Annotated in this window: 20 protein-coding genes; 3 read left to right on the top strand and 17 right to left on the bottom strand. The window is 57.4% G+C overall.

Annotated elements, in window-relative coordinates; genetic code table 11:
• The first annotated feature begins 9 nt into the window (after positions 1–9).
• Positions 10–897, top strand: coding sequence for a pirin family protein (locus ACQ4OB_RS15810; RefSeq protein ID WP_074874675.1), 888 nt, complete (start codon positions 10–12; stop codon positions 895–897).
• A gap of 41 nt (positions 898–938) precedes the next feature.
• On the opposite strand, the gene htpG is transcribed toward ACQ4OB_RS15810, so the two are convergent.
• The 3 genes from htpG to ACQ4OB_RS15795 all read right to left on the bottom strand — a co-directional run bounded on the left by htpG (position 939) and on the right by ACQ4OB_RS15795 (position 3,850).
• Complete coding sequence (htpG, locus tag ACQ4OB_RS15805) at positions 939–2,843, bottom strand: molecular chaperone HtpG (protein WP_074880547.1); 1,905 nt, start codon at positions 2,841–2,843, stop codon at positions 939–941.
• 96 nt (positions 2,844–2,939) lie between these two features.
• Positions 2,940–3,377: a PaaI family thioesterase gene (locus tag ACQ4OB_RS15800; RefSeq protein ID WP_074874673.1), complete on the bottom strand. Its 438-nt coding sequence runs from the start codon at positions 3,375–3,377 to the stop codon at positions 2,940–2,942.
• Complete coding sequence (locus ACQ4OB_RS15795; RefSeq protein ID WP_074874671.1) at positions 3,374–3,850, bottom strand: PaaI family thioesterase; 477 nt, start codon at positions 3,848–3,850, stop codon at positions 3,374–3,376. The genes ACQ4OB_RS15800 and ACQ4OB_RS15795 overlap by 4 nt, the downstream gene beginning before the upstream one ends.
• A 156-nt stretch (positions 3,851–4,006) precedes the next feature.
• Here ACQ4OB_RS15795 and ACQ4OB_RS15790 point away from each other — a divergent pair, with 156 nt between their 5' ends.
• Positions 4,007–4,240, top strand: coding sequence for a hypothetical protein (locus ACQ4OB_RS15790; protein ID WP_008032682.1), 234 nt, complete (start codon positions 4,007–4,009; stop codon positions 4,238–4,240).
• 73 nt (positions 4,241–4,313) lie between these two features.
• Here the strand turns inward: ACQ4OB_RS15790 and ACQ4OB_RS15785 are convergent, their stop codons facing one another.
• The 12 genes from ACQ4OB_RS15785 to sdhC form a co-directional block, all read right to left on the bottom strand.
• The gene (locus ACQ4OB_RS15785) at positions 4,314–4,715 is read right to left on the bottom strand and encodes an MAPEG family protein (protein ID WP_074874670.1); all 402 of its coding nucleotides are present in this window, start codon (positions 4,713–4,715) and stop codon (positions 4,314–4,316) included.
• Positions 4,715–5,452, bottom strand: coding sequence for a DUF599 domain-containing protein (locus ACQ4OB_RS15780; protein ID WP_074874668.1), 738 nt, complete (start codon positions 5,450–5,452; stop codon positions 4,715–4,717). Before ACQ4OB_RS15780 ends, ACQ4OB_RS15785 begins: the two co-directional genes overlap by 1 nt.
• Before the next feature lie 263 nt (positions 5,453–5,715).
• Positions 5,716–7,029 (bottom strand): branched-chain amino acid transport system II carrier protein, encoded by a 1,314-nt coding sequence (gene brnQ, locus ACQ4OB_RS15775; RefSeq protein ID WP_074874666.1) that lies wholly within the window; start codon positions 7,027–7,029, stop codon positions 5,716–5,718.
• Between the two features lie 458 nt (positions 7,030–7,487).
• Positions 7,488–8,369, bottom strand: a complete 882-nt coding sequence (sucD, locus tag ACQ4OB_RS15770) for a succinate--CoA ligase subunit alpha (protein ID WP_008148605.1) — start codon at positions 8,367–8,369, stop codon at positions 7,488–7,490.
• Entirely contained in the window at positions 8,369–9,535 is a 1,167-nt protein-coding gene (sucC, locus tag ACQ4OB_RS15765; protein ID WP_008148602.1) for an ADP-forming succinate--CoA ligase subunit beta, read from the bottom strand. The genes sucD and sucC overlap by 1 nt, the downstream gene beginning before the upstream one ends.
• Before the next feature lie 200 nt (positions 9,536–9,735).
• Entirely contained in the window at positions 9,736–11,172 is a 1,437-nt protein-coding gene (lpdA, locus tag ACQ4OB_RS15760) for a dihydrolipoyl dehydrogenase (protein WP_102614667.1), read from the bottom strand.
• Positions 11,173–11,282: 110 nt separating this feature from the next.
• Positions 11,283–12,503: a 2-oxoglutarate dehydrogenase complex dihydrolipoyllysine-residue succinyltransferase gene (gene odhB / locus ACQ4OB_RS15755; protein WP_074874662.1), complete on the bottom strand. Its 1,221-nt coding sequence runs from the start codon at positions 12,501–12,503 to the stop codon at positions 11,283–11,285.
• Between the two features lie 42 nt (positions 12,504–12,545).
• On the bottom strand, positions 12,546–15,377 hold the full coding sequence (locus tag ACQ4OB_RS15750) for a 2-oxoglutarate dehydrogenase E1 component (protein ID WP_074874658.1): 2,832 nt from the start codon (positions 15,375–15,377) through the stop codon (positions 12,546–12,548).
• Positions 15,378–15,639: 262 nt separating this feature from the next.
• Positions 15,640–16,344: a succinate dehydrogenase iron-sulfur subunit gene (locus ACQ4OB_RS15745; protein ID WP_074874656.1), complete on the bottom strand. Its 705-nt coding sequence runs from the start codon at positions 16,342–16,344 to the stop codon at positions 15,640–15,642.
• An 11-nt stretch (positions 16,345–16,355) separates the two neighbouring features.
• Complete coding sequence (gene sdhA / locus ACQ4OB_RS15740; protein WP_074874654.1) at positions 16,356–18,128, bottom strand: succinate dehydrogenase flavoprotein subunit; 1,773 nt, start codon at positions 18,126–18,128, stop codon at positions 16,356–16,358.
• Positions 18,129–18,131: 3 nt separating this feature from the next.
• Complete coding sequence (sdhD, locus tag ACQ4OB_RS15735; RefSeq protein WP_007959040.1) at positions 18,132–18,500, bottom strand: succinate dehydrogenase, hydrophobic membrane anchor protein; 369 nt, start codon at positions 18,498–18,500, stop codon at positions 18,132–18,134.
• A complete protein-coding gene (gene sdhC, locus ACQ4OB_RS15730) occupies positions 18,494–18,868 on the bottom strand; it encodes a succinate dehydrogenase, cytochrome b556 subunit (RefSeq protein ID WP_074874652.1) in 375 nt (124 codons plus the stop codon). Before sdhC ends, sdhD begins: the two co-directional genes overlap by 7 nt.
• 363 nt (positions 18,869–19,231) lie before the next feature.
• Between sdhC and gltA the strand changes: the two genes are divergently transcribed.
• Positions 19,232–20,521 carry a citrate synthase gene (gene gltA, locus ACQ4OB_RS15725; RefSeq protein WP_008148584.1) on the top strand — a complete coding sequence of 430 codons (1,290 nt, stop codon included), beginning with the start codon at positions 19,232–19,234 and terminating at the stop codon, positions 20,519–20,521.
• A gap of 670 nt (positions 20,522–21,191) precedes the next feature.
• Here the strand turns inward: gltA and ACQ4OB_RS15720 are convergent.
• Both ACQ4OB_RS15720 and ACQ4OB_RS15715 read right to left on the bottom strand, forming a co-directional pair.
• Positions 21,192–22,850: a cation acetate symporter gene (locus ACQ4OB_RS15720; protein ID WP_076030204.1), complete on the bottom strand. Its 1,659-nt coding sequence runs from the start codon at positions 22,848–22,850 to the stop codon at positions 21,192–21,194.
• On the bottom strand, positions 22,847–23,158 hold the full coding sequence (locus ACQ4OB_RS15715; protein ID WP_017337238.1) for a DUF485 domain-containing protein: 312 nt from the start codon (positions 23,156–23,158) through the stop codon (positions 22,847–22,849). The genes ACQ4OB_RS15720 and ACQ4OB_RS15715 overlap by 4 nt, the downstream gene beginning before the upstream one ends.
• Positions 23,159–23,288 lie beyond the last annotated feature (130 nt).

Genomic DNA, 23,288 nt, shown 5'->3' with positions numbered 1-23,288 from the left:
GAATGCAGCATGAACACTCCGCTCGTGATCCGCCCCCGTGCCGAAGATGTCGAAGGCCAACCCATACTTCGTCCACTGCCGTCAGCCAAATGCCGCAGCGTCGGGCCTTTCGTGTTTTTCGACCACATGCTCGAAACCCGTTATGAGGCGGGAAAAGGCATGAACATCCGTCAGCATCCACACATTGGCCTGTCGACCCTCACCTACTTGTTCGAAGGAAAAATCCAGCACAAGGACAGCCTCGGTTCCGACCAGGTCGTGGAGGCCGGTGATGTCAGCTGGATGACGGCGGGCAGCGCGATTGCCCACGTCGAGCGCACGCCCGAGACGTTGAAGGACAGCGGTTTCACGATGCACGGTTTGCAGATTTGGCTGGCCTCACCGAAAGAAAAAGAGCACGGCCCCGGACACTACAGCCACCATCCGGCGGCCACGCTGCCGGTCAGCGATAACCTGGGGGTGAAAATCCGCATGATTGCCGGGTCAGGCTTTTGCCTGGAATCACCGGTCCCGGTGCTTTCTCCTACGCTGTATGCCGAATTGAACCTGCAAACGGCGACCACCTTGCTGATTCCTGCCGAACATGAAGAGCGGGCGTTGTATGTGCTGGACGGCGAGGTGCAACTGGATGGCGAGCCGATAGAACCGCATTCGCTGGTGGTATTGCCGGTCGGGGAAGAGATGACACTGTTTGCTGAAAGCGACTGTCATGCCGTGCTGTTTGGTGGTGCACCGCTGGATGGGCCGCGGCGGATCAACTGGAACTTCGTGGCGAGCGATCCGGCGTTGATCGATGAAGCACGGCGACGCTGGGCGGCCGGGGATTGGCCGACGGTGCCAGGGGAAAGTGAGCGGATCGAATTGCCAAAAGGACGAAGCGAGCCAACCCCGCTGTAACGATCAAAAAACCCGCCGAAGCGGGTTTTTGTACAGCGAAGTTAAACCGACAATTCAACCAACAGCTTGTTGAGACGGCGCACGTACGCGGCCGGGTCTTTCAAGCTGTCGCCAGCGGCCAGGGCCGCCTGATCGAAGAGAATGTGCGACAGGTCGCCGAAGCGTTCGTCGCTCTGCTCGTTGTCGAGCTTCTCGATCAGCGGGTGAGCCGGGTTGAATTCGAAGATCGGCTTCGAATCCGGCACCTTCTGACCGCTGGCTTCGAGGATCTGACGCATCTGCAAGCCCAGGTCCTGCTCGCCAATGGCCAGAATCGCCGGGGAGTCGGTCAGACGGTGGGAAACCCGCACTTCAGCAACGGAGTCGCCCAGTGCAGTTTTCAGACGCTCAACCAGACCTTCCTTGGACTTGGCGACTTCTTCCGCCGCTTTCTTGTCTTCTTCCGAATCCAGATTGCCGAGGTCGAGGTCACCACGCGCCACGTCGACAAAGCTCTTGCCGTCGAAGTCGCTGAGGTAGCTCATCAGCCACTCGTCGATGCGGTCGGTCAGCAGCAGCACTTCGATGCCTTTCTTGCGGAAGACTTCCAGGTGCGGGCTGTTCTTGACTTGCGCGTAGGTCTCGCCGGTCAGGTAGTAAATCTTGTCCTGACCTTCCTTGGCGCGAGCCAGGTATTCAGCCAGACCCACCACTTGCTCGCCTTCATCACCGTTGGTCGATGCGAAACGCAGCAGGCCAGCGATTTTCTCTTTGTTGGCGAAGTCTTCTGCCGGGCCTTCTTTCATGACCTGGCCAAAGTTTTTCCAGAAGCTCTTGTATTGCTCAGGCTCGTTCTTCGCCAGCTTTTCCAGCATGTCGAGAACACGCTTGGTCAGCGCCGACTTCATCGAATCGATGATCGGGTCTTTCTGCAGGATTTCCCGCGACACGTTCAGCGACAGGTCGTTGGAATCGACCACACCTTTGATGAAGCGCAGGTACAGCGGCAGGAACGACTCCGCCTGATCCATCACGAACACGCGCTGCACGTACAGCTTCAGGCCTTTCGGCGCTTCACGCTGGTACAGATCGAATGGAGCACGGGCCGGCACGTAGAGCAGCGAGCTGTATTCAAGCTTGCCTTCGACCTTGTTGTGGCTCCAGCTCAGCGGGTTCTCGAAGTCATGAGCGACGTGTTTGTAGAACTCCTGGTATTCCTCGTCCTTGATCTCGGTACGCGGACGGGTCCACAGGGCGCTGGCGCGGTTGACAGTTTCCCATTCAACGGCCGGTTGTTCTTCGCCTTCAACGGCCGCCACTTCTTTCGGCAATTCGATCGGCAGAGCGATGTGGTCGGAGTACTTCTTGATGATGTTGCGCAGACGCCAGCCATCGGCGAATTCGTCTTCACCGGCTTTCAGGTGCAGGACGATACGAGTGCCGCGCTCGGCTTTATCGACGGTGGCAACTTCAAAATCGCCTTCGCCCTTGGACGACCAGTGCACGCCTTCGCTGGCAGCAGCACCGGCACGACGGCTGAACACGTCGACTTTATCGGCGACGATGAATGCAGAGTAGAAACCCACACCGAATTGACCGATCAGGTGCGAGTCTTTTTTCTGATCGCCGGAAAGATGTTTCATGAAATCGGCAGTGCCGGATTTGGCGATGGTCCCCAGGTGGGTGATCGCATCTTCACGGCTCATGCCAATGCCGTTGTCTTCGAGGGTGACGGTTTTAGCGTCCTTGTCGAAGCTCACACGGATTTTCAGTTCGGCGCCGCCTTCCAGCAACTCAGGCTTGGACAGGGCTTCGAAGCGTAATTTGTCGACAGCGTCAGAGGCGTTAGAGATCAATTCGCGAAGGAAAATTTCCTTGTTGGAATACAGCGAATGGATCATGAGGTGCAGCAGTTGCTTCACCTCGGTCTGGAAGCCCAGGGTTTCCTTTTGAGTTTCCACACTCATGGTCATCAAACTCCAATCAGATGGCAGTGGCCGCGACCTGAAGGGTCGGCGGCGGGTTGTCATCAAAGTTGGGGGCTCAGTTCAGGATTTCAAGGGCTATTCAATTTTGAAATGGGCGCGGGCGGTGGCAATCGGTTCGACTTCAGTGCTTTGCCAGGCCGTAATCGCGACGTTGGCCACCCGGCGGCCCTGCCGGCAAACCTGGCATCTGGCCCAGGTGTCGCGAAACTGCCCGGCACGCAAGTAGTCGAGGGAGAAATCGATGATCTTCGGCACACCCGGCGAACCGGTGAAAATCAGCAGGTGCAGCGCCGCGGACAGCTCCATGAACCCGGCGATCACACCACCATGAATCGCCGGCAATAAAGGGTTACCAATGTTGTCCTTGTTGGCCGGCAAGCGAAACAGCAGATCATCCCCCACCCGCGAACATTCGACGCCGATCAGTTTGGCGTAGGGGATCAAGTGCAGCAGCGAGGCATAGTCGCCCTGCTCATGTGCCAGTTGAAGTTGTTCCTTGAAGGAATCGGTCATTTCGCACCTCCGGCGATAGCGCCGCCAAAGCCTTTGGTGCCCTTGATGGCTTTACCCATGCGCATGAAAGTGCCCACCACATGGGCGATGGGCTGCTCGGGGTCGTCCTGATAGGCGAAACCGCGAGCAAAAATCACATCCGTGGTCACCCGGTAGCACTGGGCAAAACCGTAGACATCCTTATGCGGCTCGGCGGCGTGCATGTAGTCGATGCGCAGGTCGAGGGTCGGACAAACTTCGAACTCGGGCAGCACGCAGAGGGTGGCCATGCCGCAGGCCGTGTCCATCAGCGAGGTCAGCGCCCCGCCATGAATCACACCGGTTTGCGGGTTGCCCACAATTTGCGGACTGTACGGCAGGATAACCGTCAATCCTTCGCTGCTGGCGCTGTGAACGCGCAGCCCCAGTACCTGACAATGTCGCAGCGCCGATAGAAACCGTGTAGCACGCTCAAAAACGGGGTTTTCGGCCATTTTGATAAACTCTTCTTAGTGTCCGGGCGACACACCTGGTGTTTTAGTAAAAGTTCCCGTCGGAATAAACTTATATATCTGTATGAATTGAGGAACTTAACGCTATGCGCTGTGCTCGAAAGGCCAGTAGATATTTTCCATAAGGAGAAACACCCCATGCGTAAGACTTTAGCTATTGCCTTGATGTTGACCGCTTCCCTCGGTCTCGCTGCTTGCGATAAAAAATCCGAGGACAAAGCTCAAGAAGCCGAAAAACATGCCGAGCAAGCTCAGCAAGACATGAGCAAAGCTCAGGATAAAGTGAACGACGCAGCGAAAGAAAACGCCGAAGCCGCCAAAGCTCAGGCTGAATCGGATGCAGCGGCAGCAAAAGAAGCACCTAAAAACTAAAACAGTTTTTAGCGTGATAAAGAAAACCCGCCAAGTGCGGGTTTTCTTTTGCCTTTTTTTTGCCTGGCAGGCGTTACAGCAAAATTGTTCTAAAAGTCGGACTAATCATCAATAGCAACGAACACAATAGTCCAATACCCCACACCAGGCTGCGCTGCCAGGCCAGATCAACCCAATAGCACAACAAATAAATGATTCGGGTAATCACGAAGATGATTGCCAGCAAGTCGATCAGCCACCCCGCTGTCTGCGTGGTATGCGCCATCAGCACCCCCACCGCGAACAGAATGAACGCCTCAAAACAGTTCTGATGAGCGGCCAACGCACGGGCACCAAAGCCAGTCAGTTGCGCCTGTTGCTGACGCGGCAGATGGTTGTCATAACCACCCAGGTCATTCATCGCTTTGGCCACGGGAATCTTTGCTACAAAAATAAGCAAGGCACTGATTAACACACACCAGAACGGAATACTCATCAAACAGCCTCTTTAATCGCCTCGGGCAATGGCGCCTCTGTAGGTGTATAGACCATCACGTCAAGAACGTCGGAATGAAATTCCCGGCGATACAACACCAACACCACACCGGTACTCATCAACATGAACAACCATGGGCTGACGAACCAGGCCAGCATGGTCATGCCGAAGTAGTAGGAGCGCAGTCCGAAGTTGAACTGGTTGGCGGCCATGGAAATGACGCGGGCCGCCCGGGCAGCGAAGGCTTTGCGTTCTTGTTCGGATACGTGACGCTCTCCGACCATAGGCGCCGAGCCCACCAGAATGGCCGCAAAGTTGTACTGGCGCATGCACCAGCTGAACGTAAAGAACGCATAGACAAACACCAGCGCCAGACACAGCAACTTGATCTCCGACATCCCCTGGGATGCCTGCTGCACCATCGGGATATCCGCCAACAACGACACTGCCCTTTCGGAGGCTCCGAGCACCGTGAGAATGCCGGCCAGGATAATCAGTGTGCTGGAGGCGAAGAACGAGGCGTTGCGCTCCAGATTACCGATCACGCTGGCGTCAGCGATGCGGTTGTCGCGCAACAGCATGCGGCGCATCCAGTCTTCGCGATAAAGGTGCAGCACGCTGGCCAGGCACGCAGTGTCGCGGCCCTTCCACGTCGCATAACGGGTGTAGCCGCCCCAGCAGATGGCGAACCAGAGCGCGGCGAGGATGTGGATCATGTTGGCGTGGATGAACGACATGCAGGTCCTTGTGGTGTGTATTCGGAGTACTGAAACCTGTGGGAGCGAGCCTGCTCGCGATGGCGGTAGATCAGCCAACATATCTATTGAATGTAAAGCCGCCATCGCGAGCGGGCTCGCTCCCACATTAGATTTGGCAATGCTTCGACGTTAGCTCAAGGAAAAAGACACTGCACCCCCTCCAAAAAAAATGCCCCGTATCGATTGATACGGGGCATTTCCTTGTGTGTTCACGACCCGCTTGTGGCGGGCCATGAAGCGGCTTAAGCCAGTGCTTCTTCGCGCTTGCCCAGCAGGCGATCGCAAACCACCGCGACGACCAAGGTCATGACCGACGGCACCAGCCAGGCCAGGCCTTGCTCGCTCAGCGGCAGGTGGGACAACTGAGTCGGCATCCAGTCCGCCAGACCCGCGCCCTTGAGGGCGTCGATCAAACCGAAGATGAACGACACTAGCATCACCGGACCGACGATGCGGCCCTGCTCATGCCAGAAGTCCTTGCAGAAGCTCAGGGCGACCAAGGCGATGCACGGCGGGTAGATCGCGGTCAGCACCGGGATCGAGAACGCAATCAGCTTGGTCAGGCCCAGGTTGGACACAAACAGCGAGAACACCGCCAGGATGATGACCAACGTCTTGTAGGACAGCGGCAGCACACGGCTGAAGTATTCGGCGCAGGCGCAGGTCAGACCTACCGCCGTCACCAGGCAGGCCAGGGAGATCAGCACCGCCAGAAAACCGCTGCCCAAAGAGCCGAAGGTGTGTTGCACGTAAGCGTGCAACACCGCCGCGCCGTTGGTGGCACCCGCGGCCACTTCATGGCTGCCCGAACCGAGACGGAACAAGCTGACATAAACCAGCGCCAGGCCCACACCGGCAATCAGCCCGGCGATGATCGCGTAACGGGTGATCAACACCGGCGACTCGACGCCACGGGAACGGATTGCATTGACGATGACAATGCCAAACACCAGCGCGCCCAGGGTATCCATGGTCAGGTAACCATTGATGAAGCCTTGGGAAAAAGGTGCCGCCACGTATTCCGGGGTGGCCACGCCGACATCACCGGCCGGCAATGCAAACGCGGCGATGCCGAGCGCGGCCAGGGCGATGATCTTCAGCGGTGCGAGGAAACGTCCTACGGTATCCAGCAGCCGGCCCGGATAGAGCGAGATGAAAAAAACCAGCAGGAAGTACACCGAGCTGTAGAGGAACAACGCCAACGGGCTCTCGCCAGTCAACGGCGCCAAGCCGACTTCGAATGACACGGTGGCGGTGCGCGGTGTCGCGAACAGCGGGCCAACAGCGAGGTAGCACGCGGCCGCCAGCAGGCCACCGGCGACTTTCCCGATCGGGCTGCTCAAGGCATCCATGGCGCCACCGACCTTGGCCAGGGCAACAACGGTGATCACCGGCAAACCGACCGCGGTGATCAGAAAGCCCAGCGCCGCCATCCAGACATGTGGACCGGATTGCAGACCGACGATAGGCGGGAAGATGATGTTGCCAGCCCCGACAAACAGGGCAAACGTCATAAAACCAAGTGCCAGGATGTCCTGGCCTTTCAACACTTTCATTAAGGAAATACCACACTACTGAATCGGAATTTAGAGAGGGATTTCCCTGAGGGGTGAGGGAAATGCTGTCGGTCCGTATAGGACTGACCCGTTTAGCGCGTAGCAACCTTGTGGGCCGCGGACGCAAAAATGGCTGCTAGCCTAACGAATTTGCCCAACAAACGCACTGTTAGGGTGCGATCTATCCGATACGCGACATTTCTGTGTCGCGTTTACATATCTAAATTACTTACAAAGAACCTTGTGGCGAGGGGATTTATCCCCGTTCGACTGCGCAGCAGTCGTAAAAACCATCGCATGCGGTGCATCTGATACACCTCGGATGCAGGTTTTAGGATCGCTTCGCGACCCAACGGGGATAAATCCCCTCGCCACAAAAGCCCGGTACAAATCCCGGAAACGACAAAGGCCACCCGAAGGTGGCCTTTGTTTGGTGAAGCGTCAGATAAGCGCGAGGCTTACTTGATTGCCCAACCAGTCAGCTCGGACAATGCCTTGCCGATGTCTGCCAGCGAACGCACGGTTTTAACGCCTGCGTCTTCCAGGGCAGCAAACTTCTCGTCTGCAGTGCCTTTGCCGCCAGAGATGATTGCGCCAGCATGGCCCATGCGCTTGCCCGCAGGGGCAGTCACACCAGCGATGTAGGAAACAACCGGCTTGGTCACGTGTGCCTTGATGTAGGCAGCCGCTTCTTCTTCAGCCGAACCGCCGATCTCACCGATCATCACGATCGCTTCGGTCTTCGGGTCTTCCTGGAACAGCTTCAGGATGTCGATGAAGTTCGAGCCCGGGATCGGGTCACCACCGATGCCGACGCAAGTCGACTGACCGAAACCGGCGTCAGTAGTTTGCTTCACAGCTTCGTAGGTCAGGGTGCCGGAACGGGAAACGATACCGACCTTGCCTGGCAAGTGAATGTGACCTGGCATGATGCCGATCTTGCATTCGCCTGGAGTGATCACGCCTGGGCAGTTAGGACCGATCAGGACTACGCCCAGCTCGTCGCACTTGACCTTGGCATCCAGCATATCCAGGGTAGGAATGCCTTCAGTGATGCAAACGATCAACTTGATGCCGCCGAAGGCTGCTTCCAGGATGGAGTCCTTGCAGAAAGGAGCTGGAACGTAGATCACGCTGGCGGTGGCGCCAGTGGCAGCTACAGCATCTTTCACGGTGTTGAACACTGGCAGACCCAGGTGCTCGGTGCCGCCTTTGCCTGGAGTTACGCCACCGACCATCTTGGTGCCGTATTCGATGGCTTGCTGGGTGTGGAAACTACCTTGCGAACCGGTAATACCCTGGCAGATAACTTTGGTGTCTTTATTGATCAGGACGCTCATTATTTGCCCTCCGCAGCTTTGACAACTTGTTGAGCAGCGTCGGTCAGGCTGGTAGCAGCGATGATGTTCAAACCGCTTTCTGCCAGTACTTTAGCGCCCAGCTCAGCGTTGTTGCCTTCAAGGCGAACAACAACCGGGATTTTCACGCCGACTTCTTTCACAGCGCCGATGATGCCTTCGGCAATCATGTCGCAACGAACGATGCCGCCGAAGATGTTGACCAATACTGCAGCGACGTTAGTGTCGGACAGGATGATCTTGAACGCTTCGGTAACGCGTTCTTTGGTAGCACCGCCGCCCACGTCGAGGAAGTTGGCTGGTTTGCCGCCATGCAGGTTGACGATGTCCATGGTACCCATGGCCAGGCCAGCACCGTTGACCATGCAACCGATGTTGCCTTCCAGTGCTACGTAGTTCAGTTCGAACTTGGCAGCGTGCGCTTCGCGCGGATCGTCTTGCGACGGATCGTGGAAAGTCTTCAGCTTAGGCTGACGGTACATGGCGTTGGCGTCGATGTTGATCTTGGCGTCGAGGCAATGCAGATCGCCGTCAGCCTTGATCACCAGCGGGTTCACTTCCAGCAGAGCCAGGTCGTGATCCTTGAACAGCTTGGCCAGACCTACGAAGATCTTGGCGAACTGAGCAACTTGCTTGCCTTCCAGACCCAGCTGGAATGCCAGCTCGCGACCCTGGAATGGCTGAGCGCCAACCAGTGGATCGATAGTGGCCTTGAGGATTTTCTCAGGGGTGTCGTGAGCGATTTTCTCGATGTCCACGCCACCTTCGGTGGAAGCCATGAACACGATGCGACGGCTCGAACGGTCAACGACAGCGCCCAGGTACAGCTCTTTAGCGATATCAGTGCACGATTCAACCAGGATCTTGGTGACTGGCTGACCATTGGCATCAGTCTGGTAAGTCACCAGACGCTTGCCCAACCACTGCTGAGCGAATGCTTTGGCGTCTTCTTTGCTGCGAACCAGCTTAACGCCGCCCGCTTTACCGCGACCACCTGCGTGAACCTGGGCTTTGACAACCCATTCGGTCCCGCCGATCTTGTCGCACGCTTCTGCTGCTGCTTCCGGGGTGTCTACGGCGAAACCCTGGGATACTGGCAGGCCGTATTCAGCGAACAGCTGCTTACCCTGATACTCGTGAAGATTCATGCTTATTACCGTCTTCGTTAGGTACTGCGCATTCGGTGCTGCACTTGTTCAAGTGCCGCACCACCTGTGACTGCTGCTTGCGTAGGTGTTCCGGACAACCGGTGAGACTACGCAAGGCTGCGTCCGGCGGACATTCCGCGGTGAGTCTTGCACGCAAGGCTCACGACGGGCCTTCCGCCGTGGTTTCTTATTGTCTTGTCTTAACGCTTCTTGCGGTTGGCGATGTGGATGGCGCCGCCATTCACAGCCAGAGCTGCTTCGTGCAAGGCTTCGGACAGGGTCGGATGGGAGAAAACCATCATGCCCAGGTCTTCCGCGCTGGTGCCGAATTCCATACCGATCGCGCCCTGCTGAACCAGTTCTGCAGCGCTCGGGCCAATCACGTGGACGCCCAATACGCGGTCAGTCTTGGCATCGGCAATGACTTTCACGAAACCGCCGGTGTCGTTGGCTGCCATGGCACGGCCACTGGCTGCGAACGGGAAGGTGCCAACGTTAACTTCAACGCCTTCAGCCTTCAAGGCCTGCTCGGTTTTGCCGACCCACGCGATTTCCGGGTGAGTATAAATAACCGACGGGATCAAATCATAGTTCATCTGGGCTTTGTGGCCCTTGATGCGCTCGACGACCATGATGCCCTCTTCCGAGGCCTTGTGTGCCAGCATCATGCCGCGAACCACGTCGCCGATCGCGTAAACGCCCGGTACGGTGGTGGCGCAGTGATCGTCAACGTGCACGAAACCGCGCTCGTCCAGGGTCACGCCGCAATCAGCGGACAGCAGATCAGTGGTCACCGGACGGCGACCAACGGCTACGATCAGCTTGTCGAAAGTGATGTTCTGTTCGCCGTTGGCATCGGTGTAGTTCACGACTACTTCGTCGCCGTTCACTTTGGAACCGGTAACGCGAGCACCCAGCTTGATGTCCAGACCCTGTTTGGTCAGGGTTTTCAGCGCTTCCTTGGAAACAGCAGCGTCAGCGGCCATCAGGAAGGTGTCCAGCGCTTCAAGAACGGTGACTTCTGCGCCCAGACGGGACCAGACCGAACCCAGTTCCAGACCGATCACGCCAGCGCCGATCACGCCCAGACGTTTTGGAACCGATTGGAATTCCAGCGCGCCAGTCGAATCGACGATCACATTCTGGTCGACCGGAGCCGGTGGAATGTCGATCGGACGCGAACCTGGAGCCAGAATCACGTTCTCGGCTTCAATGATTTCTACCGAACCGTCTGGCTTGGTGACTTCGACTTTCTTGCCGGCCAGCAGTTTTCCGTGGCCCTGGATCGAGGTCACGCCGTTGGCTTTGAACAGGGTGGCAACACCCGACGTCAGGCCTTTGACGATGTTGGCTTTACGGCCGACCATTGCTGGCACGTCCATGGTCACGCCAGCGTGGTTGATACCGTGGATCGCGAAGCCGTCCTGGGCTTCGTGGAATTTCCAGGAGCTGTCCAGCAGCGCCTTGGATGGAATGCAACCGACGTTCAGGCAAGTACCGCCGAGGGCCAGTTTGCCTTCCTTGTCGGTGTATTTCTCGATGCAGGCAGTGGAGAGGCCCAGTTGCGCTGCTTTAATGGCAGCCACGTAGCCGCCAGGGCCCGCGCCAATCACTACCAGGTCGAATTTCTGAGTCATGTGTCATTCCTTCTCGAATCAAACCGGACAGTCCCTTTTGGGGACTGTCGTGGGACGAAGCTGGTCATTACAGGAGGACCGTCCATCACTGGACGGCCCGTGCAACGAAATCAGATATCCAGCAGCAAACGAGCCGGGTCTTCCAGCAGGTTCTTGATGGTAACCAGGAAGGTCACAGCTTCTTTGCCATCGATCAGACGGTGATCGTAGGACAGAGCCAGGTACATCATCGGACGGATAACAACCTGACCGTTGATCGCCATAGGACGCTGCAGAATGTTGTGCATGCCCAGGATGGCCGCTTGCGGCGGGTTGACGATCGGAGTCGACATCATCGAACCGAAAGTACCACCGTTGGTGATAGTGAACGTACCGCCGGTCATCTCGTCCATCGACAGTTTGCCGTCGCGAGCCTTCTTGCCGAAGGTGGCGATGCCGCCTTCGATTTCAGCCAGGCTCATCAGTTCGGCGTTACGCAGAACCGGAACAACCAGGCCGCGGTCGCTGGAAACAGCAACACCGACGTCAGCGTAGCCGTGGTAAACGATGTCAGCACCGTCGATCGAGGCGTTGACAGCCGGGAAGCGTTTCAGCGCTTCGGTGGCCGCCTTGACGAAGAACGACATGAAGCCCAGGCGCACGCCGTTGTGGGACTTCTCAAACAGGTCCTTGTACTTCGAACGCAGGGCCATGACTTCAGTCATGTCGACTTCGTTGAAAGTGGTCAGCATCGCCATGTTCGATTGAGCTTCAACCAGACGCTTGGCGACAGTGGCCCGTACGCGGGTCATCGGTACGCGCTTCTCGATGCGATCGCCGGCAGCGAACACTGGAGCAGCAGCGGCAGGCGCAGCAGCCTTGGCAGGCGCGGCAGCCGGAGCGGCTTTCTTGGCAGCTACAGCGGCAACAACGTCTTCCTTGGTCACACGACCGCCTTTGCCGGTGCCGGCAACGGAAGCGATGTTGATGCTGTTTTCTTCAGCCAGCTTGCGAGCAGCCGGTGCAGCAACAGGATCATCTTCGCCTTCAGCGGCTGGAGCAGCAGCTTGTGCAGCGGCAGGAGCAGCGGCAGCAGCTGGAGCGGCAGCAGCGCCGCCCGCTTCGATGGAGCCCAGGACTTCGTCGGACAGAACGGTGTCGCCTTCGTTCTTGACGATAGCGCCCAGCACGCCATCAGCGGTAGCCAACACTTCCAATACGACTTTGTCAGTTTCGATGTCGACGATCAGGTCATCGCGCTTGACGGCGTCGCCCGGCTGTTTGTGCCAGGTGGCAACGGTGCCATCGGCAACCGATTCCGGGAAAGTGGGGGCTTTGATTTCGATAGCCATTATCTGTGGGTCCTTAAATTCGGTTTCAGGTGCGCGAAGGCGTTAAACAGTAAAGGCGTCTTGCAGCAGTTTTTCCTGCTGCTCAGCGTGCATCGATGCATAACCACAAGCAGGTGCAGCAGAAGCATCACGACCGGCGTACTCGAGGAAGAGTGCTTTGTTGTGATTGCCAACGATGCGGCGCATGTGGTGTTGGCTGCAGTACCAGGCCCCCTGGTTCATCGGCTCTTCCTGACACCAAACGATATGTTTGAGGTTGGTGTACGGAGCCAGGACTTCGTTCAAGTCGTCCTCAGGGAATGGGTAAAGCTGCTCGATACGCACGATGGCGATGTCATCACGACCTTCGGCACGGCGTTTTTCCAGCAGGTCGTAGTAGACCTTGCCGCTACACAGAACAACGCGCTCGACCTTTTTCGGGTCCAGGGTATCGATTTCCGGGATAACGGTCTGGAACGAACCTTCAGCCAGATCTTCCAGGGTCGAGATCGCCAGTTTATGACGCAGCAGCGACTTCGGCGTCAGGACGATCAATGGCTTGCGCAGCGGGCGAATCACCTGACGACGCAGCAAGTGGTAGATCTGGGCCGGCGTAGTCGGTACCGCCACCTGAATGTTGTGCTCGGCGCACAGCTGCAGGTAACGCTCCAGACGAGCCGAAGAGTGCTCCGGACCCTGACCTTCATAACCGTGCGGCAGCAGCATGGTCAGACCGCAGAGGCGGCCCCACTTGTGCTCGCCACTGGTAATGAACTGGTCGATAACCACTTGGGCACCGTTGGCGAAGTCGCCGAACTGGGCTTCCCAGATCACCAGCGCCTCAGGCGTGGTGGTCGAGTAACCGTATTCGAACGCCAGCACGGCTTCTTCGGACAGGAACGAATCGTACAGGTCGAAACGTGGCTGGCCTTTGTACAGGTTTTGCAGCGGGATGTAGGTGCCCGCGTCTTTCTGGTTGTGCAAGACAGCGTGACGGTGCGAGAACGTACCGCGACCGATGTCCTGACCCGTCATGCGAATCGGGTGACCTTCGAACGCCAGGGTCGCATACGCCATGGTTTCGGCGTAACCCCAGTTGATCGGCAGGCCACCGGCTTGCATCTTCTGACGGTCTTCGTAGATTTTCGAGACCTGGCGCTGAACCACGAAGCCTTCCGGAATTTCCAGCAGCTTGGCGGACAGTTCCTGCAAGGTTTTCAGATCGAAGCGAGTGTCGTGACGTGCGGTCCAGGCGTGGCCCAGATACGGACGCCAGTCCACGAACAACTCTTTGTTCGGCTCTTTGACCAGGCTTTTTACAACATGCAGACCGTTGTCCAGCGCATTGCGATATTCATCGACTTTCGCCTGAACACGCTCTGCGTCCAGCACACCGCCCTGGGTCAGACGATCGGCATACAGCTCACGTGTGGTGCGCTGCTTGGTGATCTGCTGATACATGATTGGCTGTGTGCCGCTTGGCTCGTCGGCCTCGTTGTGGCCACGACGACGGTAGCAGACCAGATCGATCACCACGTCACGCTTGAACTGCATGCGGTAGTCGATGGCCAGCTGGGTCACGAACAATACGGCTTCCGGATCATCACCATTCACATGGAGGATCGGCGCCTGGATCATCTTCGCAACGTCGGTCGCGTACTCGGTGGAGCGCGAGTCCAGCGGGTTGCTGATGGTGAAACCGACCTGGTTGTTGATCACGATGTGCACGGTGCCGCCGGTCTTGAAACCGCGGGTCTGCGACATCTGGAAGGTTTCCATCACCACGCCTTGACCGGCAAATGCCGCGTCACCGTGGATGGAGATCGGCAGGACCTTCTCGCCGGTAGGGTCGTTACGACGATCCTGACGGGCGCGAACCGAACCCTCGACCACTGGAGAAACGATTTCCAGGTGGGACGGGTTGAATGCCATCGCCAGGTGAACTTCACCGCCGGTGGTCATCACGTTGGAGGAGAAGCCCTGGTGATACTTCACGTCACCGGAACCCAGCTCGACCTTCTTCTTGCCTTCGAACTCGTCGAACAGCTCGCGCGGGTTCTTGCCGAAGGTGTTGACCAGCACGTTCAGACGACCACGGTGGGCCATGCCGATAACGATTTCCTTGGTGCCGTAGGAACCGGAACGCTGGATCAGCTCGTCGAGCATCGGGATCAGGCTCTCGCCGCCTTCCAGACCGAAACGCTTGGTACCCGGGTATTTGGTACCCAGGTATTTTTCCAGGCCTTCGCCGGCGGTGACGCGCTCGAGCAGGTGGCTCTTGATGTCGGCGGAGTACGTCGGACGGCCACGCACGCTTTCCAGACGCTGCTGGAACCACTGGCGCTGCTCGGAATCGGTGATGTGCGTAAATTCAGCGCCGATGGTGCGGCAATATGTCTGCTGCAACGCTTCGTGAATTTCGCGTAGGCTCGCCTCCTCTTTGCCGATGAACAGGTCGCCGGCACGGAAGGTCGTATCAAGATCGGCATTGGTCAAGCCGTAATGATTGATCGACAGGTCTGCAGGTGCAGGACGCTGCCACAGCCCCAGCGGGTCAAGCTGGGCTGCCTGGTGGCCACGCATACGGTAGGCCTGGATCAATCGCAGCACTTCAACTTGCTTCTTCTCGTGCTCACTGCTCACGCTACCGGCGGAAACCGGTTGGGCGCGGCGCTGGTTCTTTGCCAGCAAGACGAAATGATCGCGAATTGTGGAGTGCGAAACATCGGTGGCAGGGTTGCCGTCAGCAGGCAACTTCTGGAAGTAGGTGCGCCACTCTTCTGGCACAGCGTTAGGGTCGTGCAGGTAGAGCTCGTAGAGCTCTTCCACATAGGCAGCGTTACTACCGGATAGGTAGGCGCTGTTCCACATGCGCTGCATCACGCTTTCTTGCATGCTTGGTCACCCTCGGTTAGGGGAACACCACCGGCGTCGACACCGAGCACACTTGCAGAAGTCCGAATGCAGCGACTAAAACAAGCCACTTAGGATCACGCTGATAGTCCGGGTACCAGCCCGGATGCCCCTGCTTGTCTCATTTCTTCAAAATAAGAGCCGCAGCCTTATAAGCTGCTGCTCAGGTTAAGACTACGGCGCCGGTTGAAGCCTGCGCCGTAGCATCTACGGGTACAGCGGTCTTGCGGGTACTACAGCTGAATCACACGCCGCTTTGCAGAAGCATGTTACGAATGTGACCGATGGCCTTAGTCGGGTTCAGGCCTTTCGGGCAAACGTTGACGCAGTTCATGATCCCGCGGCAGCGGAATACGCTGAACGGGTCATCCAGCGAAGCCAGACGCTCGGCAGTCTTGGTGTCGCGGCTGTCTGCCAGGAAGCGATACGCTTGCAGCAACGCAGCTGGACCCAGGAACTTGTCCGGGTTCCACCAGAAGGACGGGCAAGAGGTCGAGCAGCAAGCGCACAGGATGCACTCGTACAGACCGTCGAGCTTTTCACGCTCTTCAGGGGTCTGCAGACGTTCGATGGCCGGAGCCGGCGTGTCGTTCTGCAGGTATGGCTTAACCTTTTCGTATTGCTTGTAGAAGATGCTCATATCGACGACCAGGTCACGGATAACCGGCAAACCTGGCAGAGGACGAACGATCAGCTTGTTACCTTTTACGACAGCAGACAGCGGCGTGACGCAGGCCAGACCGTTTTTGCCGTTGATGTTCATGCCGTCGGAACCGCAAACACCTTCACGGCAAGAGCGACGATAGGAGAAACCTTCGTCCTGCTCTTTGATCAGGGCCAGCACATCCAGCACCATCAGGTCTTTACCACCGGTATCGACCGAAAATTCCTGCATGAACGGCGTAGCGTCCTGATCAGGGTTGTAGCGATAAACACTGACTTGCAACATGGCGGCCACCCTTAATAAGTCCGAATCTTAGGTTCAAAAGTCGGAACAGTCTTCGGCGAGAAGTTCACAGCACGCTTGGTTACGCGCTTGTCACCCGGGAAGTACAGGGTGTGGCACAGCCAGTTTTCGTCGTCGCGATCTTCGTAGTCTTCACGGGCGTGAGCGCCGCGGGACTCTTTGCGGATCTCAGCGGCGATGGCGGTAGCTTCGGCCACTTCCAGCAGGTTCTGCAATTCCAGCGCTTCGATACGAGCGGTGTTGAACGCCTGGCTCTTGTCGTTGATCTTGACGTTGGCGATACGGCCACGCAGATCAGCCAGTTGAGCAATACCCTTCTGCATGTATTCGCCGGTACGGAACACACCGAAGTAGTTCTGCATGCAGCTTTGCAGTTCTTTACGCAGGGTGGCGACGTCTTCGCCTTCGGTACGCGAGTTCAGAGCGGACAGACGGGCCAGGGCCGTTTCAATGTTGGCGTCGGTGGCGTCGTCGTATTCGATGCCTTCAGTCAGCGCTTTTTCCAGATGCAGACCAGCCGCACGGCCGAACACAACCAGGTCGAGCAACGAGTTGCCGCCCAGACGGTTGGCACCGTGAACCGATACGCACGCCACTTCACCCACTGCGAACAGGCCAGGGATGATGGTGTCGACGCCGTCGGCATCCTGGGTGATCGCCTGGCCATGAATGTTGGTCGGAACGCCGCCCATCATATAGTGGCAAGTCGGAACGACCGGAACCGGAGCAACCACCGGGTCAACGTGAGCAAACGTCTTGGACAGTTCGCAGATGCCTGGCAGACGGCTGTGCAGCACTTCCTCGCCCAGGTGATCGAGCTTGAGCAGTACGTGGTCGCCATCCGGACCGCAACCGTTACCGGCGATGATTTCCTTAACCATCGAGCGGGCAACAACGTCACGACCGGCAAGGTCTTTGGCGTTCGGAGCGTAGCGCTCCATGAAACGCTCGCCGTGCTTGTTGATGAGGTAACCACCTTCACCACGGCAGCCTTCAGTAACCAGTACACCAGCGCCGGCGATGCCGGTCGGGTGGAACTGCCACATTTCGATGTCTTGCACCGGCACGCCAGCACGCAGAGCCATGCCGACGCCGTCACCGGTGTTGATCAAGGCGTTGGTGGTGGACGAGTAGATACGACCGGCACCGCCAGTGGCCAGAACGGTGGCCTTGGCGCGAATGTAGCTGGTTTCACCGGTTTCGATGCAGATGGCGATCACACCGACGAATGCGCCGTCCTGGTTTTTCACCAGATCAACAGCGTAGTACTCGTTCAGGAACGTGGTGCCGGCTTTCAGGTTGCCCTGATAAAGCGTGTGCAACAGCGCGTGACCGGTACGGTCGGAGGCAGCGCAGGTACGGGCAGCCTGGCCACCCTTACCGTAATCCTTCGACTGACCGCCGAATGGACGCTGGTAGATACGACCTTGTTCGGTACGCGAGAACGGCAGACCCATGTGGTCCAGCTCGAACACCGCAGCCGGCCCTTCCTGACACATGTATTCGATAGCGTCCTGGTCACCGATATAGTCGGAACCCTTGACGGTATCGTACATGTGCCAGCGCCAGTCATCGTTCGGATCAGCCGAAGCGATCGCGCAGGTAATGCCGCCCTGAGCGGACACAGTGTGCGAACGGGTAGGGAAAACCTTGGTGATTACGGCAGTCTTGTGACCGCCCTGTGCCAGTTGCAGCGCTGCGCGCATGCCGGCACCGCCACCACCAATAATGATGGCGTCGAAAGAAATCGTTGGAATGTTAGCCATGAATCAGATACCCCAGAGAATCTGCACACCCCAGACGAAGTAAGCGAACATCGCAACGCCGCATACTGCCTGGAAAAGGAAACGTACTGCAGTCGCGGACTTTCCCAGCGCCATTGGCGTCAGGTAGTCGGTCGCGATGGTCCACATGCCGACCCAGGCGTGAGCGCCTAGGGCCACAAGGGCCAGCAGACTGAAGATACGCATCCCGTTGTGGGCGAACAGGCCATGCCATTGGTCATAGCCAATGCCCGGATTCGCTACAAGGTATCCGATCAGGAAGATGAAATAAGCCGCGAGAACGACCGCAGACACACGTTGCGCCATCCAGTCATAAAGACCGGAACGCGAAAGGTTCGTAACGCTGGTTACCATATCCAAACTCCTGCCAGAACGATCAGCACCACGGAAACGGCGATGATAATTTTCGAGCCCAGGCGGCCGCCTTCCAGCGTCTCACCGATGCCCATGTCCATGATCAAGTGGCGCACACCGGCTACCAGGTGATACAGAAGAGCGGACAGGAGGCCCCATGCTACGAACTTGGCCAGCGGGCTGGTCAAGCATGCCTTCACCTCGGCAAAACCTTCCTCAGAATCCAGAGACTTGCCCAATGCATAAAGCATGAAGCCAAGGCCCAGAAAGAGAATGATGCCGGAAACACGGTGAAGAAACGACGTAACGCCGGTGATGGGGAGTTTGATGGTCCTTAGGTCTAGGTTTACAGGTCGTTGGCTTTTCACGGCTTTTTTTTCACACTGAAGAGCCCCTAACAATCAGGGCAAAGTTGTTGGGGAGTGCACTGGTCAGGTAACCACCACCCAGGGATGCGACCCCCAATAAAGCAGGCCCAAAAGCCCCTGGCGGTCGGTGGCCGAGTATAGACAGTTAGGCTACTAATGACAACGCGTTCACCTTCCCCTAATAGCGCATTGCACAAGTCGGATAAAAGGCGTAAACGGCAGGCAATTTCGAGGAAAAAGTCCGGTTAAAGCCTTCTGGAGCAAGACTTTAGGCAAATTGACATTCGAATTTATCTCACTATAGTGGTGCGGGCCCTGCGTGGGGGGTCTGTCTGATGATTTCAAGCATAAATAGGAGGCCACATGGCTGACAAAAAAGCGCAGTTGATCATCGAGGGCGCAGCCCCCGTCGAGCTGCCCATTTTAACCGGCACCGTTGGTCCCGATGTTATCGATGTTCGGGGCCTGACGGCCACGGGCCGTTTCACCTTTGACCCTGGTTTCATGTCGACAGCTTCCTGCGAGTCGAAGATCACCTATATCGACGGCGACAACGGCATCCTGCTGCACCGCGGCTACCCGATCGAACAGCTGGCTGAAAAGTCGGACTACCTGGAAACCTGCTATCTGCTGCTCAACGGCGAATTGCCGACTGCAGAACAGAAGGCCCAGTTCGTCAGCACCGTAAAGAACCACACCATGGTTCACGAGCAGCTGAAGACGTTCTTCAACGGTTTCCGTCGCGACGCCCACCCAATGGCCGTCATGTGCGGTGTAGTCGGCGCCCTCTCGGCCTTCTACCACGACTCCCTGGACATCAATAACCCGCAGCATCGCGAAATCTCCGCGATCCGCCTGGTTGCCAAGATGCCGACCCTGGCAGCGATGGTTTACAAGTACTCGATGGGGCAACCCATGATGTACCCGCGCAACGACCTGACGTACGCGGAAAACTTCCTGCACATGATGTTCAACACCCCGTGCGAGATCAAACCGATCAGCCCGGTACTCGCCAACGCCATGGACAAGATCTTCATCCTCCATGCCGACCACGAGCAGAACGCATCGACTTCCACCGTACGCCTGGCCGGCTCTTCGGGTGCCAACCCGTTCGCCTGTATCGCCGCCGGTATCGCTGCACTGTGGGGCCCTGCCCACGGCGGCGCGAACGAAGCCGTTCTGACCATGCTCGATGAAATTGGCGATGTGTCGAACATCGACAAGTACATCGCCAAGGCCAAGGACAAGAACGATCCGTTCAAACTGATGGGCTTCGGTCACCGGGTTTACAAAAACCGCGACCCACGCGCAACAGTGATGAAGCAGACCTGCGACGAAGTACTGAAGGAACTGGGCATCACCAACGATCCGCAACTCGAACTGGCCATGCGCCTGGAAGAGATCGCCCTGACCGACCCGTACTTCATCGAACGCTCGCTGTACCCGAACGTCGACTTCTACTCGGGGATCATCCTCAAGGCGATCGGCATTCCAACCAGCATGTTCACCGTGATCTTCGCTTTGGCGCGGACTGTCGGCTGGATCTCCCACTGGAAAGAAATGCTCTCCAGCCCGTACAAGATTGGCCGCCCGCGCCAGCTGTACACCGGCTACGAGTCGCGTGACATCACCAAGCTGGAAGACCGCAAATAAGGCCTGTCTTGCGATAACGTCTTAAAGTTGCACCGGGAACGGCCTCTATTTATATAGAGGCCGTTTTTGTTTGTGCGATGAACCTGATCGCTCCTACGCTCCGCGTGAGAATGCCGCCGGGAACGCTCCGCGTCCCGCCTTCCGGTGAGTTGAGTCCTACATATTGGTGACGCGGAGCGTCACGGGATGCATTCCCACGCGGAGCGTGGGAACGATCAGTGAGTGAGCGGTGGGGGCTGTTATCTTGCTTTGGCTTTGGCTTTGGCTTTGGCTTTGGCTTTGGCTTTGGCTTTGGCTTTTGATCTGCCCCGTCGGGAGGCCGAGTGGAGGTTCTGCGCAGTGGGCAGCTCGGCATGGATGCCGGGCTAGCCGCCCCCGGCCATGGATGGCCGATGGCGGCGGGCCCACGGAGCAGGACCGGAGCGAGGGCACCCTGAGCCTAGGCGAAGGGCCGTACGTCAGGGGCCAAGCGTTTTGGTTACTTTCCGCCGGGCCGCGCAGGCTCTTCCAAAGTGACCCGCTGTAAGAGCGGAACCATAGGTGGCCGTTACCGAAGAAACGGATATGTATGCAGTCAACAAGGGCCGATAACCGCAAAAAAAAAAAATGCCCCGATCTCTCGACCGGGGCATTTCTGTTTAACGCAGCTTACATGGAGAAGCTCGAAGCCTTAGTGCGAAACCGCCCCACTCGCGCCCAAGCCCGTCTGCGAACGAACGAACTGAGGGAAGAACAGCGCCCGCTCATTAACGCCGGCCGTCGACTTGTCAGTGATCGAGAAGAACCAGATCCCGACAAACGCAATGGCCATGGAGAACAGCGCCGGGTACTCATACGGGAAGATAGCCTTCTCGTGATGCAGGATCTGCACCCAAATGGTTGGCCCAAGGACCATCAAACCAACGGCACTGATCAGCCCCAACCAGCCACCGATCATCGCACCACGTGTGGTCAGCTTCTTCCAGTACATCGAAAGCAGCAGCACCGGGAAGTTACAGCTCGCCGCGATGGAGAACGCCAGGCCCACCATGAACGCGATGTTCTGGCTTTCGAACAGAATACCCAAGCCGATTGCCAACACACCCAGGCAGACGGTGGTGATTTTCGAAACACGAATCTCGTCCTTGTCGTTGGCCTTGCCCTTCTTGATCACGCTGGCGTAAAGGTCGTGAGACACCGCCGTAGCGCCGGCGAGCGTCAAACCAGCCACTACAGCCAGGATGGTTGCGAACGCTACAGCCGAGATGAAGCCCAGGAAGATACTGCCGCCCACCGCGTTAGCCAGGTGCACCGCCGCCATGTTGTTGCCGCCCAACAGCGCGCCAGCAGCATCTTTAAAGGCAGGGTTGGTGCTGACCAGCAAGATCGCGCCGAAGCCGATGATGAAGGTCAGAATGTAGAAGTAGCCGATGAAGCCGGTTGCATACAGCACGCTCTTGCGAGCTTCTTTCGCGTCACTCACGGTGAAGAAGCGCATCAGAATGTGCGGCAGGCCAGCGGTACCGAACATCAGCGCCAGACCAAGGGAGAATGCCGAGACCGGATCTTTCACCAGGCCGCCCGGGCTCATGATCGCTTCACCTTTAGGGTGAACCTTGATCGCCTCGGAAAACAGCAAGCTGAAGTCGAAGTTGACGTGCTTCATGACCATCAGCGCCATGAACGAAGCACCGGACAGCAGCAACACGGCCTTGATGATCTGCACCCAGGTGGTCGCCAGCATGCCGCCGAACAACACATACATGCACATCAGGATACCGACCAGGATCACGGCAACGTAGTAGTCGAGACCGAACAGCAGCTGGATCAGCTTGCCGGCACCAACCATTTGCGCGATCAGGTAGAACGCCACCACCACCAGCGAACCGCAAGCGGACAGCGTGCGGATCTGGGTCTGCCCAAGGCGGTAGGACGCGACGTCGGCAAAGGTGTATTTACCCAGGTTACGCAGGCGCTCGGCGATCAGGAACAGAATGATCGGCCAGCCCACCAGGAACCCGATCGAGTAGATCAGGCCGTCGTAACCGGAAGTGAACACCAGGGCGGAAATACCCAGGAAGGACGCCGCCGACATGTAGTCACCGGCAATCGCCAGACCATTCTGGAAGCCGGTGATCTTGCCACCCGCCGCATAGTAGTCAGCCGCCGAATTGTTGCGCTTGGAAGCCCAGTAGGTGATGCACAGGGTCAGGCCAACGAACGCTACGAACATCAGGATCGCGGAAACGTTGAGCGGTTGTTTGTGCACTTCGCCGGTCAGGGCTTCACCTGCCCAGGCGCCAGGTGCAAAGGCTGCGATGCTCAATAGAGCCATTAGACGCCGGATCATTGCTGAGCCTCCTTGAGAATCGCATTGTTCAGGTCATCAAATTCGCCATTGGCGCGTCGTACGTAGATTGCAGTCAGGATAAAGGCCGAGAGAATCAGCCCGACACCAATCGGTATTCCCCAGGTAATCGAAGACTCGGGGCTGATTTTTGCTCCCAGAATATGCGGCCCGTAAGCAATCAAAAGGATGAATCCGGAGTAAAGCCCAAGCATGATCGCCGAAAGAATCCAGGCGAACCTTTCTCGCTTACTAACCAGCTCCTTGAAGCGCGGGCTGTTTTGAATCGAGAGGTAAATGCTGTCGTTCATTGTTTTTATCCTCGCAGCACAGATGAAGTTGGAACGTTATCCACTCTATGCGGCTACGGAACTGGTTCCAGACGACCTTAGTATTAGAACGACATGACGGTTATGCCATTCTCCAGTCCGCATCAAACAC

The sequence above is a fragment of the Pseudomonas sp. ES4 genome (assembly GCF_050586665.1).
Classification (GTDB): Bacteria; Pseudomonadota; Gammaproteobacteria; order Pseudomonadales; family Pseudomonadaceae; genus Aquipseudomonas; species Aquipseudomonas frederiksbergensis.
Note: the sequence above shows the minus strand (reverse complement) of the source record. Positions and strands in the feature narration are given on the sequence as shown.

Coding starts and splice junctions, on each gene's coding strand:
- brnQ (WP_074874666.1), bottom strand. CDS start 7,029: ATGAAAGTGTTGAAAGGCCAGGACATCCTGGCACTTGGTTTTATGACG.
- sucC (WP_008148602.1), bottom strand. CDS start 9,535: ATGAATCTTCACGAGTATCAGGGTAAGCAGCTGTTCGCTGAATACGGC.
- ACQ4OB_RS15790 (WP_008032682.1), top strand. CDS start 4,007: ATGCGTAAGACTTTAGCTATTGCCTTGATGTTGACCGCTTCCCTCGGT.
- odhB (WP_074874662.1), bottom strand. CDS start 12,503: ATGGCTATCGAAATCAAAGCCCCCACTTTCCCGGAATCGGTTGCCGAT.
- sucD (WP_008148605.1), bottom strand. CDS start 8,369: ATGAGCGTCCTGATCAATAAAGACACCAAAGTTATCTGCCAGGGTATT.
- ACQ4OB_RS15795 (WP_074874671.1), bottom strand. CDS start 3,850: ATGGCCGAAAACCCCGTTTTTGAGCGTGCTACACGGTTTCTATCGGCG.
- ACQ4OB_RS15800 (WP_074874673.1), bottom strand. CDS start 3,377: ATGACCGATTCCTTCAAGGAACAACTTCAACTGGCACATGAGCAGGGC.
- ACQ4OB_RS15810 (WP_074874675.1), top strand. CDS start 10: ATGAACACTCCGCTCGTGATCCGCCCCCGTGCCGAAGATGTCGAAGGC.
- ACQ4OB_RS15780 (WP_074874668.1), bottom strand. CDS start 5,452: ATGTCGTTCATCCACGCCAACATGATCCACATCCTCGCCGCGCTCTGG.
- sdhD (WP_007959040.1), bottom strand. CDS start 18,500: ATGGTAACCAGCGTTACGAACCTTTCGCGTTCCGGTCTTTATGACTGG.
- ACQ4OB_RS15715 (WP_017337238.1), bottom strand. CDS start 23,158: ATGAACGACAGCATTTACCTCTCGATTCAAAACAGCCCGCGCTTCAAG.
- ACQ4OB_RS15785 (WP_074874670.1), bottom strand. CDS start 4,715: ATGAGTATTCCGTTCTGGTGTGTGTTAATCAGTGCCTTGCTTATTTTT.
- ACQ4OB_RS15720 (WP_076030204.1), bottom strand. CDS start 22,850: ATGATCCGGCGTCTAATGGCTCTATTGAGCATCGCAGCCTTTGCACCT.
- ACQ4OB_RS15750 (WP_074874658.1), bottom strand. CDS start 15,377: ATGCAAGAAAGCGTGATGCAGCGCATGTGGAACAGCGCCTACCTATCC.
- sdhA (WP_074874654.1), bottom strand. CDS start 18,128: ATGGCTAACATTCCAACGATTTCTTTCGACGCCATCATTATTGGTGGT.
- ACQ4OB_RS15745 (WP_074874656.1), bottom strand. CDS start 16,344: ATGTTGCAAGTCAGTGTTTATCGCTACAACCCTGATCAGGACGCTACG.
- lpdA (WP_102614667.1), bottom strand. CDS start 11,172: ATGACTCAGAAATTCGACCTGGTAGTGATTGGCGCGGGCCCTGGCGGC.
- htpG (WP_074880547.1), bottom strand. CDS start 2,843: ATGAGTGTGGAAACTCAAAAGGAAACCCTGGGCTTCCAGACCGAGGTG.
- gltA (WP_008148584.1), top strand. CDS start 19,232: ATGGCTGACAAAAAAGCGCAGTTGATCATCGAGGGCGCAGCCCCCGTC.